At 73.7% G+C, this 13,355-nt stretch carries 15 protein-coding genes; 8 read left to right on the forward strand and 7 right to left on the reverse strand.

Features of this window, described 5'->3' with window-relative positions; all coding sequences use genetic code 11:
* The first annotated feature begins 48 nt into the window (after positions 1-48).
* Genes PV410_RS29545 through PV410_RS29555 form a run of 3 tightly spaced genes read left to right on the forward strand, consistent with a single transcriptional unit; the run spans position 49 to position 2,448 of the window.
* The gene (locus PV410_RS29545) at positions 49-996 is read left to right on the forward strand and encodes an alpha/beta hydrolase (protein WP_500328814.1); all 948 of its coding nucleotides are present in this window, start codon (positions 49-51) and stop codon (positions 994-996) included.
* Positions 997-1,035: 39 nt separating this feature from the next.
* Positions 1,036-1,698: an MBL fold metallo-hydrolase gene (locus PV410_RS29550; protein ID WP_500328815.1), complete on the forward strand. Its 663-nt coding sequence runs from the start codon at positions 1,036-1,038 to the stop codon at positions 1,696-1,698.
* A gap of 27 nt (positions 1,699-1,725) precedes the next feature.
* Positions 1,726-2,448 carry a hypothetical protein gene (locus PV410_RS29555; protein ID WP_500328816.1) on the forward strand — a complete coding sequence of 241 codons (723 nt, stop codon included), beginning with the start codon at positions 1,726-1,728 and terminating at the stop codon, positions 2,446-2,448.
* A 2-nt stretch (positions 2,449-2,450) separates the two neighbouring features.
* Here the strand turns inward: PV410_RS29555 and PV410_RS29560 are convergent, their stop codons facing one another.
* Positions 2,451-3,095, reverse strand: a complete 645-nt coding sequence (locus PV410_RS29560; RefSeq protein WP_500328817.1) for a class I SAM-dependent methyltransferase — start codon at positions 3,093-3,095, stop codon at positions 2,451-2,453.
* 70 nt (positions 3,096-3,165) lie between these two features.
* Here PV410_RS29560 and PV410_RS29565 point away from each other — a divergent pair, with 70 nt between their 5' ends.
* The gene (locus PV410_RS29565; RefSeq protein WP_500328818.1) at positions 3,166-3,738 is read left to right on the forward strand and encodes a DinB family protein; all 573 of its coding nucleotides are present in this window, start codon (positions 3,166-3,168) and stop codon (positions 3,736-3,738) included.
* A 28-nt stretch (positions 3,739-3,766) separates the two neighbouring features.
* Here the strand turns inward: PV410_RS29565 and PV410_RS29570 are convergent, their stop codons facing one another.
* Complete coding sequence (locus PV410_RS29570; protein WP_500328819.1) at positions 3,767-4,699, reverse strand: oxidoreductase; 933 nt, start codon at positions 4,697-4,699, stop codon at positions 3,767-3,769.
* A 98-nt stretch (positions 4,700-4,797) separates the two neighbouring features.
* Between PV410_RS29570 and PV410_RS29575 the strand changes: the two genes are divergently transcribed.
* Entirely contained in the window at positions 4,798-5,358 is a 561-nt protein-coding gene (locus tag PV410_RS29575) for a TetR family transcriptional regulator (protein ID WP_500328820.1), read from the forward strand.
* 309 nt (positions 5,359-5,667) lie between these two features.
* Positions 5,668-6,489, forward strand: a complete 822-nt coding sequence (locus tag PV410_RS29580; RefSeq protein ID WP_500328821.1) for a DUF1684 domain-containing protein — start codon at positions 5,668-5,670, stop codon at positions 6,487-6,489.
* A gap of 13 nt (positions 6,490-6,502) precedes the next feature.
* Here PV410_RS29580 and PV410_RS29585 read toward each other — a convergent pair whose 3' ends face one another.
* From PV410_RS29585 to PV410_RS29600, 4 genes are all read right to left on the reverse strand, one after another.
* Positions 6,503-7,786, reverse strand: a complete 1,284-nt coding sequence (locus tag PV410_RS29585) for a M48 family metallopeptidase (RefSeq protein WP_500328822.1) — start codon at positions 7,784-7,786, stop codon at positions 6,503-6,505.
* 118 nt (positions 7,787-7,904) lie between these two features.
* Positions 7,905-9,284, reverse strand: coding sequence for a CoA transferase (locus tag PV410_RS29590; RefSeq protein ID WP_500328823.1), 1,380 nt, complete (start codon positions 9,282-9,284; stop codon positions 7,905-7,907).
* 30 nt (positions 9,285-9,314) lie between these two features.
* Complete coding sequence (locus PV410_RS29595; RefSeq protein WP_500328824.1) at positions 9,315-10,178, reverse strand: acyl-CoA thioesterase; 864 nt, start codon at positions 10,176-10,178, stop codon at positions 9,315-9,317.
* Between the two features lie 119 nt (positions 10,179-10,297).
* Positions 10,298-10,432: a hypothetical protein gene (locus PV410_RS29600; RefSeq protein WP_500328825.1), complete on the reverse strand. Its 135-nt coding sequence runs from the start codon at positions 10,430-10,432 to the stop codon at positions 10,298-10,300.
* Positions 10,433-10,565: 133 nt separating this feature from the next.
* Here PV410_RS29600 and PV410_RS29605 point away from each other — a divergent pair, with 133 nt between their 5' ends.
* Positions 10,566-11,342: an SDR family oxidoreductase gene (locus tag PV410_RS29605; protein ID WP_500328826.1), complete on the forward strand. Its 777-nt coding sequence runs from the start codon at positions 10,566-10,568 to the stop codon at positions 11,340-11,342.
* A 120-nt stretch (positions 11,343-11,462) separates the two neighbouring features.
* Here PV410_RS29605 and PV410_RS29610 read toward each other — a convergent pair whose 3' ends face one another.
* Positions 11,463-11,975, reverse strand: coding sequence for a 4-hydroxylaminobenzoate lyase (locus PV410_RS29610; protein ID WP_500328827.1), 513 nt, complete (start codon positions 11,973-11,975; stop codon positions 11,463-11,465).
* 210 nt (positions 11,976-12,185) lie between these two features.
* Between PV410_RS29610 and PV410_RS29615 the strand changes: the two genes are divergently transcribed.
* Positions 12,186-13,349, forward strand: coding sequence for a PP2C family protein-serine/threonine phosphatase (locus PV410_RS29615; RefSeq protein WP_500328828.1), 1,164 nt, complete (start codon positions 12,186-12,188; stop codon positions 13,347-13,349).
* Positions 13,350-13,355: the final 6 nt, after the last annotated feature.

The following is a 13,355-nucleotide window of genomic DNA, read 5'->3' on the forward strand; positions in this document are numbered from 1 at the left end:
CCCGCCGAACGGGCGCGGCCCGCCACGACAGCGAACACGGAGAACCCTGTGGCCAAGACCACCGTCACCTTCGACAGCGCCGGCATCCCGCTCGCCGGCCACCTCTACACCCCCGACCACTCCCACGACGCCCCCGCCGCGCGGGGCCCGCGGCCCGCGGTCGTCGTCGGCCACCCCGGCACCGGCGTGAAGGAGCAGGCCGCCGGTCTCTACGCGCGGCGCCTGGCCGAGAAGGGCTTCGTCACGCTCGCCTTCGACGCGGCGCACCAGGGCGAGAGCGGCGGCGAACCCCGCGGCCTGGAGGACCCCGCCCAGCGGGTGGAGGACCTCAAGGCGGCCGTCTCCTACCTCACCACCCGCGACGACGTCGACGCCGGACGCATCGGCGCCCTGGGCATCTGCGCCTCCGGCGGCTACGTCCTTCCCGCGGCGGCCGGTGACCGGCGGATCAAGGCCGTCGGCACCGTCAGCGCGGTCGACGTCTCCCGCCAGTTCCGCCTGGGGGCGGACGGGACCCAGGACGCGGCCGTGTTCCAGGGCATGCTGGAGGCCGCTGCCGGCGCACGTACCGCCGAGGCCCGCGGCGAGGAGCCGCCCGTCCTGACCCTGTTCCCCGACACCGCGGACCAGGCCCGCGCACTGGGCGGGGAGCACGGCGTCGAGGGCTTCGACTACTACCGCACCCCGCGCGCCCGGCACCCCCGGGCCGCCGACTTCTTCACCTGGTCGAGCATCGACAGGATGGCGGCCTTCGACGCCTTCGCCCCCGTGCCGCTCATGGGCCCGCGCCCCCTGCTGATGGTCGTGGGGTCCCGCGCGGTCACCGCCTGGATGAGCGTCGACGCGTTCCAGCGCGCCACCGGCCCCAAGGAGTTGCACTGGATCGACGGCGCCGGCCACGTCGACCTCTACGACCGGGAGCGGTACGTCGACCCCGCGGTCCAGAAGCTCGCCGGCTTCTTCACCCGCAACCTGGACCCGGCCGCGGGCCACTGACCCCGGCGCCCGGGCGGGGTGTGCCGGTAGGGTCCGCGCATGCGTGACGTCGCAACCGGCGTCTGGCACTGGCAGACGCCGCATCCGGAATGGACGCCGGACGAGCCGTGGCCGCGGGAGGTGTCGTCGTACGCCGTCGACGACGGCACCCGGCTGCTCGTCCTCGACCCGCTGTCCGTTCCGGCCGGGCTGCTCGCGCTCGCCGCCGAACGGGATCCGGTCGTGGTGCTCACCGCTCCCTGGCACGAGCGCGACGCACGGGGTCTGGTCGAGGGCCTCGACGCACCGGTGTTCACTCCCCCGCCCGACACCGCCGACGACCTCGTACGGAAGTTCGGCGTCACGCGCGAACAGGCCGGTGACGGCAGCCCCGACCTCGCCTGGCTGCACACCGGTGACGGCGGCCATGGCCACTTGTACGCCGCGGGCGACCGACTCCCGGCGGGGATCGAGGCGTTCGCCGGGAGGGAGCACAACGACATGGTTCTGTGGGACGGCCGTGTGCGGGCCGTCATCCCCGGCGACACCCTGGTCGACTTCGGCCGCGGGCTGCAGATCAACGACCGGCTGCGGGACGGCGTCACGCGCGAGCAGGTGGTCCAGCGCCTGCGGCCGCTGCTCGCCCTCCCGGTCGAGCTCGTGCTCCCCGCACACGGCGCACCGGCGGACCGGGCCGCGCTGGAGCGTGCGCTGTCCCTCTGACCTCACCTGGTCCGGCACAATGCGGACGTGATCCTGGACGCCATCGACGCCGTGGACTGGTCGGCGATACCCAACCCGACGTCGTGGCCGGGCGACGAACCCGCACGGGTCGCCGACGCGCTGCGGCGGCTGACCGTGTCGACCACGGCCAACGAGACGGGGAGTGCGGCGGCGGCACTGGGGGACCGCGGCTTCACCTGCGGGCACGCCGCCATGGTGTTCCCCGCGGCCTACCCCGCCACGGCGGTCCTGCTGGACCTCGTCGAGCACGGCCGGCGCCCGCGCATCAAGGACGTGGCCCTCTCGCTGGTATTCGACGCACTGTGCTTCTCCCCGCTCGCCGGCCACAACCGCGTGGACACGCCCTACGGCACCGACGTCCCGCTCTGCTGCGCCATCGCGCGGCAGATCCGCAGCCGTGCCGGCGCCCTCCTCGCCCACGGCATCCACGGGAAGCACCTACTGGCGCAGGCCGCACTGCACTGGCGGCTGGCCGTCGAGGAGACCGAGCCGCAACCCGACGGCACCACGACCGCCTTGGCGGTCCTCGAAGGCGAGCCCTTCGACACACCGGCCGAAGCAGAAGTGCACACGACGGAGCCGGCGAAGACGTTTCCGCCCGTGCGTATCGAGTCGCTGACGGCGGATGCCTCCGGCGCGGCCTACGTACGACTGGCGCACGCGCCGTACGGCGTGCTGTCGCCGGGGTGCGTCCTCTACGACGCCGAGTGCGGAAACCGCGAGCACTGAACTCACCCGTCGCGGCGTGCGAAGAGGATCCCCCCGAGCCTGCTCTCGGCCGAGGCGAGCGTCATCTGGGCCTCCACGGTGAAACCGGCGTCGCCGAGCCACGCGGCCATCCGGTCGGGCCGCCGCAGGTGGACCCGGACCTTCATCGGGTGGCCGCCGTAGCCCTGCGTCTTCAGTCGCGTCCCCTCGCCTGCGTGGAAGGCCAGCAGCAGCGGGCCGCCCGGCCGCAGGGCCCGCCGGAAGTGCGTGAGGACGGCGCCGACCGCGTCGTCGGGGACGTGGATCAGGGAATACCACGCGACCAGGCCCGCCACCGAGCCGTCGGGGAGGTCAAGGTCCGTCATGGAACCGACGTCGAACCGCACGCCGGGGTGCTCGCGCGTGGCCACCTGGATCATCGCGGGCGACAGGTCGATCCCGAAGGCGTCCGCACCCAGTCCGTTCAGGTGGGCCGTGATCCTCCCGGGTCCGCATCCGACGTCCGCGACCGGCCCTCCGCCACTGCTCCTGACCAGGTCGGCGAAGAGCGCCAGCACCGCACGTTCGTAGGGTGTTTCGTCCAGGAGGCCGCGGACCTGGTCGGCGTAGTCCTCGGCGACGGTGTCGTAAGACGTCCGGGTGTCCGCGAGCCAGTCGTCGGTGTCCATGGCCGGCCACGGTAGTTCACCGGGGGAACGGGTTCTCGGGCGGCACCCGCGCCCGGTAGGTTCGGTTGCCGTGACCGACGACGACGCGTGGGAGATCGGCCGGAGCCCGGCCGGGGGGCCGGAGCCGCCGCTCGCCGGGGGCGAGGCCGCGACGCTGCTGGGCTCGCTGGAGCGGCAGCGCGCGACCTTCGCGTGGAAGTGCGGCGGCCTGGACGCGGCGGGCCTGCGGGCGACGGTCGGTGCTTCGTCCGTGACCCTGGGCGGTCTGCTGAAGCACCTGGCGCACTGCGAGGACGCCACGTTCTCCCGGAAGTTCCTCGGGCGGGAGCCGGGTGCGCCGTGGGACACGGTGGACTGGCGCGCCGACCCCGAGTGGGACTGGCACTCCGCGGCGCAGGACGGCCCCGAACAGCTCATGGCGCTCTGGCGGGGCGCGGTCGCCCGCTCCCGGCACGTGGTCCGCGAGGCCCTGGCGGTGGGCGACCTCGGACAGTTGGGCCGCTGGACCACCCCTGACGGGCGGTCACCGAGCCTGCGGCGCATCCTCGTCGACCTCATCGAGGAGTACGCGCGGCACGTCGGGCACGCCGACCTCATCCGGGAGTCCGTCGACGGGCTCGTCGGCGAGGACCCGCCGGGCTGACGGACCGTGGCGGGCGACGCGGCGTCGTTCAGGCGGGGAACCGTACGCCCGTGAGCCGCTCGCTCTCCGTCCACAGCCGCTCGCCCTCGGCGGGGTCGTCCGCGCCGCGCGGCAGCCGTACCGGAACAGGCGTTCCGGAGGTCTGGTCGCGCCCGGCGGGGCCGAGGAACTGCCCGCTGCGGACGTCGGGGCTGGTGGCGGCGTACAGCGACGGCCAGGCCGCGCCCTCGGGCGAGCCCATCAGCGCCCGCGAGGCGACGGCGACGACCATCCGGGCGAGCGGGCCGCTGCTGTGCCGCTGCAGGTTCGTCATCGCAGAACCGGGATGGACGACGACCGCCTCGACGGAGGTGCCCGCAAGGCGGCGCGCCAGTTCCCGGGTGAACACGACGTTGGCGCGCTTGGACTTGGCGTAGGCGCCCATCGCTCCGTACCGGCGCTCGCTGTTGAGGTCGTCGAGCCGGCCGCTGCGCCATCGCGCGGCGACGGCGCTGACGGTCACGACACGGGCCGCCGACGACCGCAGCAGGGCCGGCATGAGCCCGGCGGTGAGGGCGAAGTGGCCGAGGTGGTTGGTGCCGAAGGTCAGCTCGAAGCCGTCGGTGGTGGTGCGGCGCTCGGGCACGTTCATGACGCCCGCGTTATTGATCAGCAGGTCGACCGCCCCCGGCCCCGCGGCCAGCCGCTCCCCCGCCCGCCGGATCGAGGCGAGGCTGCCGAGGTCGACGACGACCGTGCCGACGTCGGCGCCGGGCTGCTCGGCGGCGAGGGCGGCCGCCGCCTCGTCGAGCGTGTCCTGGCTGCGTCCGGCGAGGATCACGCGGGCGCCGTGCGTTGCGAGCACGCGTGCGGTCTCCAGTCCGCTGCCGCTGTTCCCGCCCGTGACGAGGGCGGTGCGACCGCGCTGGTCGGCGATGGCGCCGGGGGTCCAGTGGCGGGTGGGGGCGGTGGTGGCGGGCATGCCCGGACTCCTATCAAGTGAACGTTCATTTAATAGCTAGACGGTGCCCTGCCCTGGCCGAGTTGTCAAATGAACGTTCAATAGCCGAGGATGCGTGCATGCGCACACGTGATCCGGAGCTGAAGCGGCGGCTGCTGCTGGAGGCGGCGCTGACCGAGTTCGCCGAGTACGGCGTCGCCGGGGCGCGGGTCGACCGGATCGCCGGACGCGCCGGGGTGAGCCCCGGCCTGACCTACTCCTTCTTCGACGGGAAGGAGGGCCTGTTCGAGGCCGTCTACGACGCCGTCGTCGAACAGGCCGTGGCCGGCATCCCCATCGACGCCGACGACCTGCCCGGCTACGCCGGCCGCCTCCACGACGCGGCCCTCGACCACCCCGAGGTCATGCGCTTCGTGGCCTGGTACGCCCTCGAACGCGGCGACGGCCGCGAGGTCCGGCCCGTCGTGGCCGCGTCCATGGCCGACAAGGTCGCCGCGGTCGAGGACGCGCAGCGGCGCGGCACCGTCACCGACCGCATGGGCGCGGGCGAACTCCTCGCCCTCGTCCTCGTCGTGGCCAACATGTGGCAGCGCCAAGGGGAGGACGTCCGCTCCCTGGTCCCGGCACCGGAGCGCAGGCGGGTCGTCGTGGAGTCGGTGCGGCAGCTCGTCACGCCCTGATCCGACGTCCGTACGCGAGGGGCACGAGTCCGCCGCGCGCACCCTCCCTACGCGGCAGGGAGGTTGACCCCCGCCCGTCCTGACGCCGCGCTCCCGACACGCGGCGCCCCCACCCCGTCCGGCGCAATCGCGACGGCCTCCGGCCTGCGCGGCGATCACCCACGGGGCAGCCTGGGAAGCGGAGCCCGCCCGGTCGTCCTCGCACGCCGACCGGGCGGGCCGCTGCGTCGGGGGCACCGGGATGACTCCGCGGGCCGCGGCGGTTGTACGGGGAGGAGAAGTACACCGCCACGCGAGGGAGCAGCGGACATGACCGCTCAGGACGTCGAACGCACCGGCTTCACCGAGCAGTGGGAGCGCTGGCACCGCGGCAAGGAGGAGGTGCTCGCCGGTCCGCACGGTTTCCTGGCGATCACGAGCCTGCGCTGGCTGGGACCGCGACCGGAACGCTTCGAGGACGCCCCCGGCACCTGGTCGGTCGCCGACGGCCATGTGGTGGTCGAGCTCGGCGACGGCGAGGAGTTGACCGTCGACGGCACGCCGGTACGAGGCCGGTACGACTTCGGCGTCATCGGCGAGCGCGACGGTGTCCACGCCGGCTTCGGCGACGCCGTCGTCGAGGTCGCCAAGCGCGGCGGACACGACATCCTGCGCCCACGCCACCCCGGCAACCCGCTGCGCACCGGCTTCACCGGGACGCCCGCCTACGCGCCCGATCCCCGCTGGGTCCGCGAGGGCCGATTCGTGCCCTACGACGCCCCGCGTCCGGTGACCGTGGGCGCGACGGTCGAGGGCCTGGAGCATGTCTACGACTCCCCCGGCCAGGTGGAGTTCGACGTGGACGGCGCGACGTACCGGCTCACCGTCTTCAACGGCTCGCGGCCGGGCGGCCTGATGGCGCTGTTCACCGACGCGACGTCCGGGGTGACCACCTACGCGGCGAACCGCTCCCTGCAGATCGACCCGCCGGACGCCGGGGGCGGGGTGAGCCTGGACTTCAACCGTGCGGCCAACCTGCCCTGCGCGTACACCGACCTCGCCACCTGCCCCCTCCCGCCCGCCGGCAACCGGCTGCCGTTCGCCGTCGAGGCGGGCGAGAGGATCCCCCTGGAGCGGGGCGGCCGGGCCTGAACCCGGGGGTCGCTCAGCCGCGCAGGACCTCCCGGCCGAGCCGGCGGCGGGCCGGGTCCAGCGCGGCGTCGACCTCCTTGTTCCGCGCGACGTCCAGCACGACGGCGGCCGGATGGTGCTCCCGGCGCTCGACTGCGGCGCGGCGCAGGTGGGTCGGCGGGTGCGTCTGGTCCTCGACGTGGGCGGTCAGGGCGGACAGCCGGCGCCGCCGCTCCAGTTCATGCGCGGGAATCGACCCCACGTACTCCTTGAGCCGTTCCCAGACCGCCTCGTCGGGTTCCCTGTCGGCGCCGCGTGTGGCGCGGTGCACGGTGCCTGCGGTGACGTACTGCTGGTCGAGCCAGAAGGAGATGGCGTCGGCGAGCAGCAGGACGTCGAGCCCCCCGATGGCAGCCTCCGTCGAACCGATCCGCGCTTCGAGGTCGTCCGCGAGGTACTCGGCCTGCTGACTGGCGCGCAGGGTCAGGTGTGCCAGGACGTGCAGGAGCAGCAGCACGGCGGAGGCGGGTACGAACATGAACAGTCGTGCGGCGATCTCGATCATTCCCAGGCCGCTGGTGTCCTGCTGCGGACGCAGCAGCACGTACCACTCGACGAGCGTGCGGTGAGCGGAGCCTATGACGAGCGTCTGGCTGGTGTCGCCGTTGACGAAGTGACCGAACTCGTGGCCGAGCAGGCCGACCCGCTGCTGCGGGGTCAGCACCTCCCACAGCCCGAGGCCGATCGTCAGCACCTTGCGACGGCGCAGGCCGACCGCCTGGACAGAGGCGTTGACCTGGGTGTCCACCACGACGACGTCCGCCCGTGGCGCTCCGAGGGCGTCGGCCACCTCGTCCAGCAGCGCGTAGAGCGCGGGCGCGTCCGCCCGGTGCAGCTGGTCCCCGTGCCGCGGCCTCCGCCCCAGCCGTGGACGCATCAGCCATGCCAGGCCCAGCAACAGGACGCCCAGCACGGCGGGGATGATCGCCCGCCAGCCCGTCACCAGCAGCCACACACCTGCGGCGGCCACGGCCAGCGTCAGCAGGTGCACGAGGCCGGCGATCGCGTAGGCGCCGACGTACGCCGCGCCCCGGCCGGGCCTCGGCGGCCGTTCCGACGTCATCCTGGCGAACAGTTCCTCGCCGTACGCCCGCGACAGGCGCCGGCGCAACGCGTCGACGGGTCCGTCGTGCTCCTCGTCGTCCTCGTTCCCGCCCCGCACGTTCCAGTCGCACGCCGCGCACCAGACGACGAACCGGTCGTCCTCCGTCAGCCGCTGCCCGCACTGCGGGCACGGTCTTCCTCGGCCTGTCCGCATGTCGCCCCTCCCCTTGATCATCTCGAGCCGGGGCATCGTAGTGGCGGTGCGGATGCTCCGCGCGCCCGGGGGCCACCGCCCGCCCCCGGGCGAAGGGTTCACCCGGGGTCCGTGTGGTTCACCGCCAGACCGGAAGATCCGTGCCCCAGCGCCCCGGGGGGCGGGTCCAGTCGGCCGGGGCGCCGTGGTAGCCCAGGGGCGGGAGGGCGTGGACCAGGCATCCGTAGGCGGAGTCGGCGACGGCGAGCCGGCTCGTGGGGTCGTGGTCCCCACCGGTTCCGGTTCCGGTCTGCGCGTCGCCCGGGCCGATGCCGTGCGTCAGCCAGGAGGCCGTGGCCGTCAGCGACAGCCGCAGCAGCCTTCCGCCGCCGTGGCGGCGGGCGTCGGCCAGGGCGCGCAGGACCGCCGCGGCCAGCAGGTAGCCGGTGCCGTGGTCGAGGGCCTGCGCGGGGAGGACGCCCGGACGGCCGTCCGGTCCGGCCTCGATCGAGGCGATGCCGCAGCGCGCCTGCACCAGGCTGTCGAAGCCGCGCCGCCCCGCCCAGGGACCTGACCGATCCCAGGCGCGGAGCTGGGCGACGACCAGCCCCGGCCGCCGCTCGCGCAGCGCCTCCGCCGAGAGGCCGAAGCGGTCCAGTGCGCCGGGGCGGTAGCCGGTCACGACCACGTCGGCGGAGGCGAGGAGGTCCTCGAGGACCGTCCGGTCGGGACCGGAGAGGTCGAGCCGCGCCGACCGCTTCCCGAAGCCGGTGTCGGCGTGGGCCGACTCGTCCTCCGGCAGACGGGGGCTGTCCACCCGCAGGACGTCCGCGCCCAGCAGCGCCAGCGTGCGCGTGGCGACCGGTCCGGCGATGACCCGCGTCAGGTCGAGCACGCGGACATCCGCCGCGGGCAGCCCCGCCGGAGGCAGGGGGCGCACCGGAGCGTCGTCGGTGCGCTCGGTCTCCACGAGCGGCCGCGCCGCCGGGCCCGGATCCCGTACGGCGACGGCCAGCCCGCCCGCCGCGTAGACGGTCTCCTCGACCTCCGCGGCCTTGCGCCCGGCCAGCTCCTCCGCCAGCCGTCGGGCCAGTGCGTCCTCGTCGCCGCCGTCACCACCGTCGGGAAGGCCGAGGGCGGCGGTCAACCGGGCTCGGTGGTGCGGGTAGTTGGCATGGGTGCGCACCCAGCCGTCCGCGGTGCGCCAGAAGCCGGACAGCGCAGCGAAGGACGTGGCCGCCCGGCCGTCGATCCGCAGGTGCCGCTCGCTCACGAACGCGGTGGCCACCGCCCCCTCGTCGACCAGCACCGCAGGCGGCGGCCCGCCGGAGCGCAGCGCGAGCAGTTCGGCCGCGGCGAGCGAGCAGACCCCGACCGTGGCCCGGGCCATCCGGCGTACCGGCAGCCGGGCGGGCAGCACCCCGGCCACCTCCCGGTACGCCACGTGTTCCGCCCGCTCGGGGACGCCGCCGAGGGCCTCCCAGGCCTCGACGGTCGGACGGTCGGGCGGCTGCTGCATCGTGTCGTTCCTTCCTCGGAGGGCGGCCGTTCAGCGGGGCGGGCGCCGCCGGTACAGCCCCTCCTGCACGACGGAGGCGACCAGGCGGCCGTCCCGGGTGAAGAACTGACCCCGGGCCAGGCCCCGGGACGACGCGTACGTCGGGCTCTCCATGGCGAACAGCAGCCACTCGTCGGCGCGGAACGGCCGGTGGAACCACACGGCGTGGTCGAGCGATGCGGCCTGCCGCACGCCGGGGTGGTCGGCGTAGGGCAGGCCGGCCGTCGCGAGCAGCCGGATGTCGGAGAAGTAGGTCAGGGCGCAGGCGTGCAGCAACGGCCCTCCGGGCAGGGCGTCGCGGGTGCGGACCCACAACTGCTGGCGCGGCCCCTGCCCGATGCTGGGCAGTCCCTTGTCGGGGTCGCCCACGCAGCGGGACTCCAGGACGGCCTCGAAGACGGACGCTCCCCGCCGGGCACGTCCGAGCTCCCACAGCTCGGGCAGTCCCTCGGGCCCGGGCGCCTCGGGCGCGTCCGCCTGGTGCTCGTCGCTGTCCTCCGGGCGGTGGAAGGAGGCGGAGAGGCTGAAGATCGCCTCGCCGTCCTGGATCGCGACCACCCGCCGGGTGGCGAAGGAGCGTCCGTCCCGGGTCCGGTCGACCTCGTAGACGATGGGCCGGTCGGTACGGCCCGCGCGGATGAAGTAGCCGTGCAGGGAGTGGACGAGCAGGTCGGGGGCGGGCAGGGTCGAGCCCGCCGCGATCAGCGACTGCGCCGCGACCTGGCCGCCGAAGGCCCGCAACGGCATCCCGGCGTGGCAGAAGCCGCGGTAGAGGTTCTCCTCCAGCCGCTCCAGGGTCAGCAGTTCCGTGAACGACGTGGCCGTCTCGGCCGGGTCCGGGACGTTCTGCTGCATGGGTTCACCGCCAGGGTGCGTACGGCCGGGCGCTCACCGCTCGCCCACTTCTGTGCATGACGCACATGGTAGGGCCGCCGACCTGCGCGGACCCGGCGGGGTCGGACCGGCCCCGCTGGTCACCGGCGGTGCGGGGCCCAGCGGTTGAGGGTGGTGCCGTCCGCGGCCAGGGTGAGCCAGGTGCCGTCGCCGAGCGCGACGGGGAGCGCACCGCACCCCTGGCGACGCGGAGGACCGTGCCGATGGCGGCCCATACGACGGGCACCTCGCAGTCGTGGGCGCGCAGGACGAGGACGGCGATGACGTCGTCGATGAGTGGGCGCGCAAGGGGGAAGTGCCGCGGCATGTCGGCTTGCCGCTCCTAAACGATCACGGGAAGGTACCGCTATGACCTCGAAATCCTCTGCCGTGCCCCTGGCCGGCCGTGTCGCCGTCGTCACCGGCGCTTCCAGCGGCATCGGGGAAGCGACTGCCGAGCACCTGGCGTCACTGGGTGCGAAGGTGGCAGTACTGGCCCGCCGCGAGGACCGGCTTGCCGTCCTGGCTTCGCGGATCGAGGGTCAAGGCGGCACCGCCCTGGCGATCCCGGTGGACGTGACCGACGCGCAGGCGGTGCGTGCCGCTGCCAACAAGGTGAAGAACGACTTCGGCGGCGCCGACCTGCTGTTCAACAACGCGGGTGTGATGCTGCCGGCCCCGATCGAGGAGCTCGCCACCGACCAGTGGCAGCAGCAGATCGATCTGAACATCACCGGCCTGATGCACATCATCGGAGCGTTTGTTCCGCAGCTGGTCGAGACGGCTGCCGAGCGTGGCGTCAGCGACCTGGTCAACACTTCGTCGATCGCCGCGCAGAACATCTTCCCCAACTTCGCCGTCTACTCGGGTACAAAGGCCTACGTCACGCACTTGTCGCGCCACCTGCGCACGGAGCTCGGTCCGAAGAACGTGCGAGTGTCGGCCATCGAGCCTGGCATCGTCGGCACGGAGTTGCAGAGCCATGTGACCGATTCCGGTGCCCTGGAGTGGCTGGCGGGCTCCAAGGAGACGATCGAGTGGCTGACGGCCCAGGACATCGCCCGTACCGTCGGTTTCCTCGTCTCCCAGCCGGCGCACGTCAACCTCCAGCAGGTCACGATCATGCCCACCGGCCAGCCGAGCTGAGCTGTCGTCAGGCGTCACTGCGGGGACGGCGGCAGGTCGATCCGTACTACGACACGTACCGCCGAATGCTGCGGCATCATCTGCCTCCGACGACCCCGCATGTCATCCTGAAACGATCGGTCAGTGGCCGCGCGGTGCGGTGATGTCGTACGAGATGCGCCCCGCGGGCAGGTAGAACAGCGCGATGAGGGCGCCGCCGCGGACCTCGGGGTAGTGGTGGCTGCCGGGGGCGGGGGCGGTCCAGCCCGGCCCCTGCCAGCCGCTGGGGCCGGCGAGCTGCGCGTCACGGTCGACGGGCGCCACGAGGTTGATCTCGCCGTAGGGGTGGGCGTGGTACTGGCCCCGGTAGCGGGCCTGGCTGTTCATGTACACCGCGGTGATGCTGAAGTACTGCGTCTCCGCCGAGGGCGGTGCGATGAGGCTGCGCCGGTAGTTCGGGCCGTCGACCTCGGCGTTCGCGGCCCAGCCCTCCTCGACGCCGAGCTTGATCAGGCGCGAGAGGTGCCCGTACAGCTCGCTGCGCGGGCCGTGGGTGCCGTTCAGCCAGTCCTCGAGTTCCTTGCCCGCGGTGCGGTTCCTGACCGCTTCCAGGAAGGGGATGCTGCGCTCGATGAGCTCCCGTCGGTGATCCATCGTCCGTCCTCCTCGGCACCCGGGGTGGCCGTCGCACCCCGTCGGTGCCAGGGTGACAGCGGGTTTCGTTATCGTCAATGGTTGTAACTAAACGACCGGACGGAGTCCCCGCACGCCGATCAGCGTTACAGTTCCTATCTGTAATGAATTGTCCGCTCTGACCCGTCTCCCCCGTCGTGGGGCGGCGGGCCGGTCGAGGAGGCGAGGCCCGTGCACGAGCCCATCAAGCGTGCGGGGAGCCATCACACCCATGGCCGTACGGCGCTCCGCGGGCTGAAGCGGTCCAGGTCCTGGCGGGCATGGCGGCTGTCCGAGGCCGGCACCCCCGTCGCACTCGTGCTGATCATCACGACGATCGGTTTCCTCGCGCCCTCCGACGTGCACCTGGCGTCCCTGCTCATCGCCGCGCCCGCCCTGACGGCGGCGATCTCGACGGCGCGCGCCACCACCGGGGTGGCCGCGCTGTCACTGGTGGCCGCGGTGACCTGCGACGTCCACGACGGGCTGCTCCGCTCCCCCGTCCTGCCGACGCATGTCGCGGCCCTGCTGGTGGTCTCCGTCTTCCTCATCGCGTTCTGCAGCACCCGCGACCGCAACCGCCGGGAGGCGAGCCAGCTGCGGGCGATCTCCGAGGCGGCGCAGCAGGTCGTCCTGCGGCCCCTCCCCCGGCGGATCGAGGGCCTGCGGGTCGCCTCGGTGTACCGGGCGGCCGAGACGATGGCCGAGGTCGGAGGCGACCTGTACGCCGCGGCACGGACGCCGTACGGCACCCGGCTCCTCATCGGTGACGTCAAGGGCAAGGGCCTGCAGGCGCTCGACGACACGGCGGCGCTGCTCGGCGCCTTCCGCGAGGCGGTGCACCAGCACCCCACCCTGCCCGGCCTGGCCGCGGCGCTGGAGGGCAGCGTGCGCCGGCACGTGGCCGAGGCGTCCGAGGCCGACGCCGACGCGCCGGAGCGGTTCATCACCGCACTGCTGGTGGAGTTCCCGGCCGGCGGGGGCCTCGTGCGCACGGTCAGCTGCGGGCACCCGTTGCCGCTGCTGCTGCGCGACGGCCGCATCACCGCCCTCGCTGGCCCGGCGCCCGCGCCGCCGCTCGGCCTGGCCGGCCTCGACCCCGCCGCGTACCGCGTGGACCGCTTCCCGCTCGCCCCGGGCGACCTGCTCCTGCTCTACACCGACGGCCTCGCCGAGGCCCGGGACCGCTCGGGCGCCTTCTACTCCGTGGCCGACCTCGGGATCCCCCGGGACACGGCCGTGTGCGACCCGGAATCCCTGCTCCAGGAAGTCCTGGCGGACCTGCTCCGCCACACGGAGGGGCGGCTCAACGACGACGTGGCGCTGGTGGCCGTGCAGTGTCCGCCCGCGGGCTAACGCGAG

The organism is Streptomyces sp. PA03-5A (assembly GCF_033792725.1).
Classification (GTDB): Bacteria; Actinomycetota; Actinomycetes; order Streptomycetales; family Streptomycetaceae; genus Actinacidiphila.

Bases quoted from the DNA above. Each gene is read 5' to 3' on its own strand.
- PV410_RS29580 (WP_500328821.1), top strand. From the start codon at position 5,668: ATGACCGCTCAGGACGTCGAACGCACCGGCTTCACCGAGCAGTGGGAG.
- PV410_RS29610 (WP_500328827.1), bottom strand. From the start codon at position 11,975: ATGGATCACCGACGGGAGCTCATCGAGCGCAGCATCCCCTTCCTGGAA.
- PV410_RS29590 (WP_500328823.1), bottom strand. From the start codon at position 9,284: ATGCAGCAGCCGCCCGACCGTCCGACCGTCGAGGCCTGGGAGGCCCTC.
- PV410_RS29575 (WP_500328820.1), top strand. From the start codon at position 4,798: ATGCGCACACGTGATCCGGAGCTGAAGCGGCGGCTGCTGCTGGAGGCG.
- PV410_RS29585 (WP_500328822.1), bottom strand. From the start codon at position 7,786: ATGCGGACAGGCCGAGGAAGACCGTGCCCGCAGTGCGGGCAGCGGCTG.
- PV410_RS29550 (WP_500328815.1), top strand. From the start codon at position 1,036: ATGCGTGACGTCGCAACCGGCGTCTGGCACTGGCAGACGCCGCATCCG.
- PV410_RS29560 (WP_500328817.1), bottom strand. From the start codon at position 3,095: ATGGACACCGACGACTGGCTCGCGGACACCCGGACGTCTTACGACACC.
- PV410_RS29595 (WP_500328824.1), bottom strand. From the start codon at position 10,178: ATGCAGCAGAACGTCCCGGACCCGGCCGAGACGGCCACGTCGTTCACG.
- PV410_RS29605 (WP_500328826.1), top strand. From the start codon at position 10,566: ATGACCTCGAAATCCTCTGCCGTGCCCCTGGCCGGCCGTGTCGCCGTC.
- PV410_RS29600 (WP_500328825.1), bottom strand. From the start codon at position 10,432: ATGGGCCGCCATCGGCACGGTCCTCCGCGTCGCCAGGGGTGCGGTGCG.
- PV410_RS29570 (WP_500328819.1), bottom strand. From the start codon at position 4,699: ATGCCCGCCACCACCGCCCCCACCCGCCACTGGACCCCCGGCGCCATC.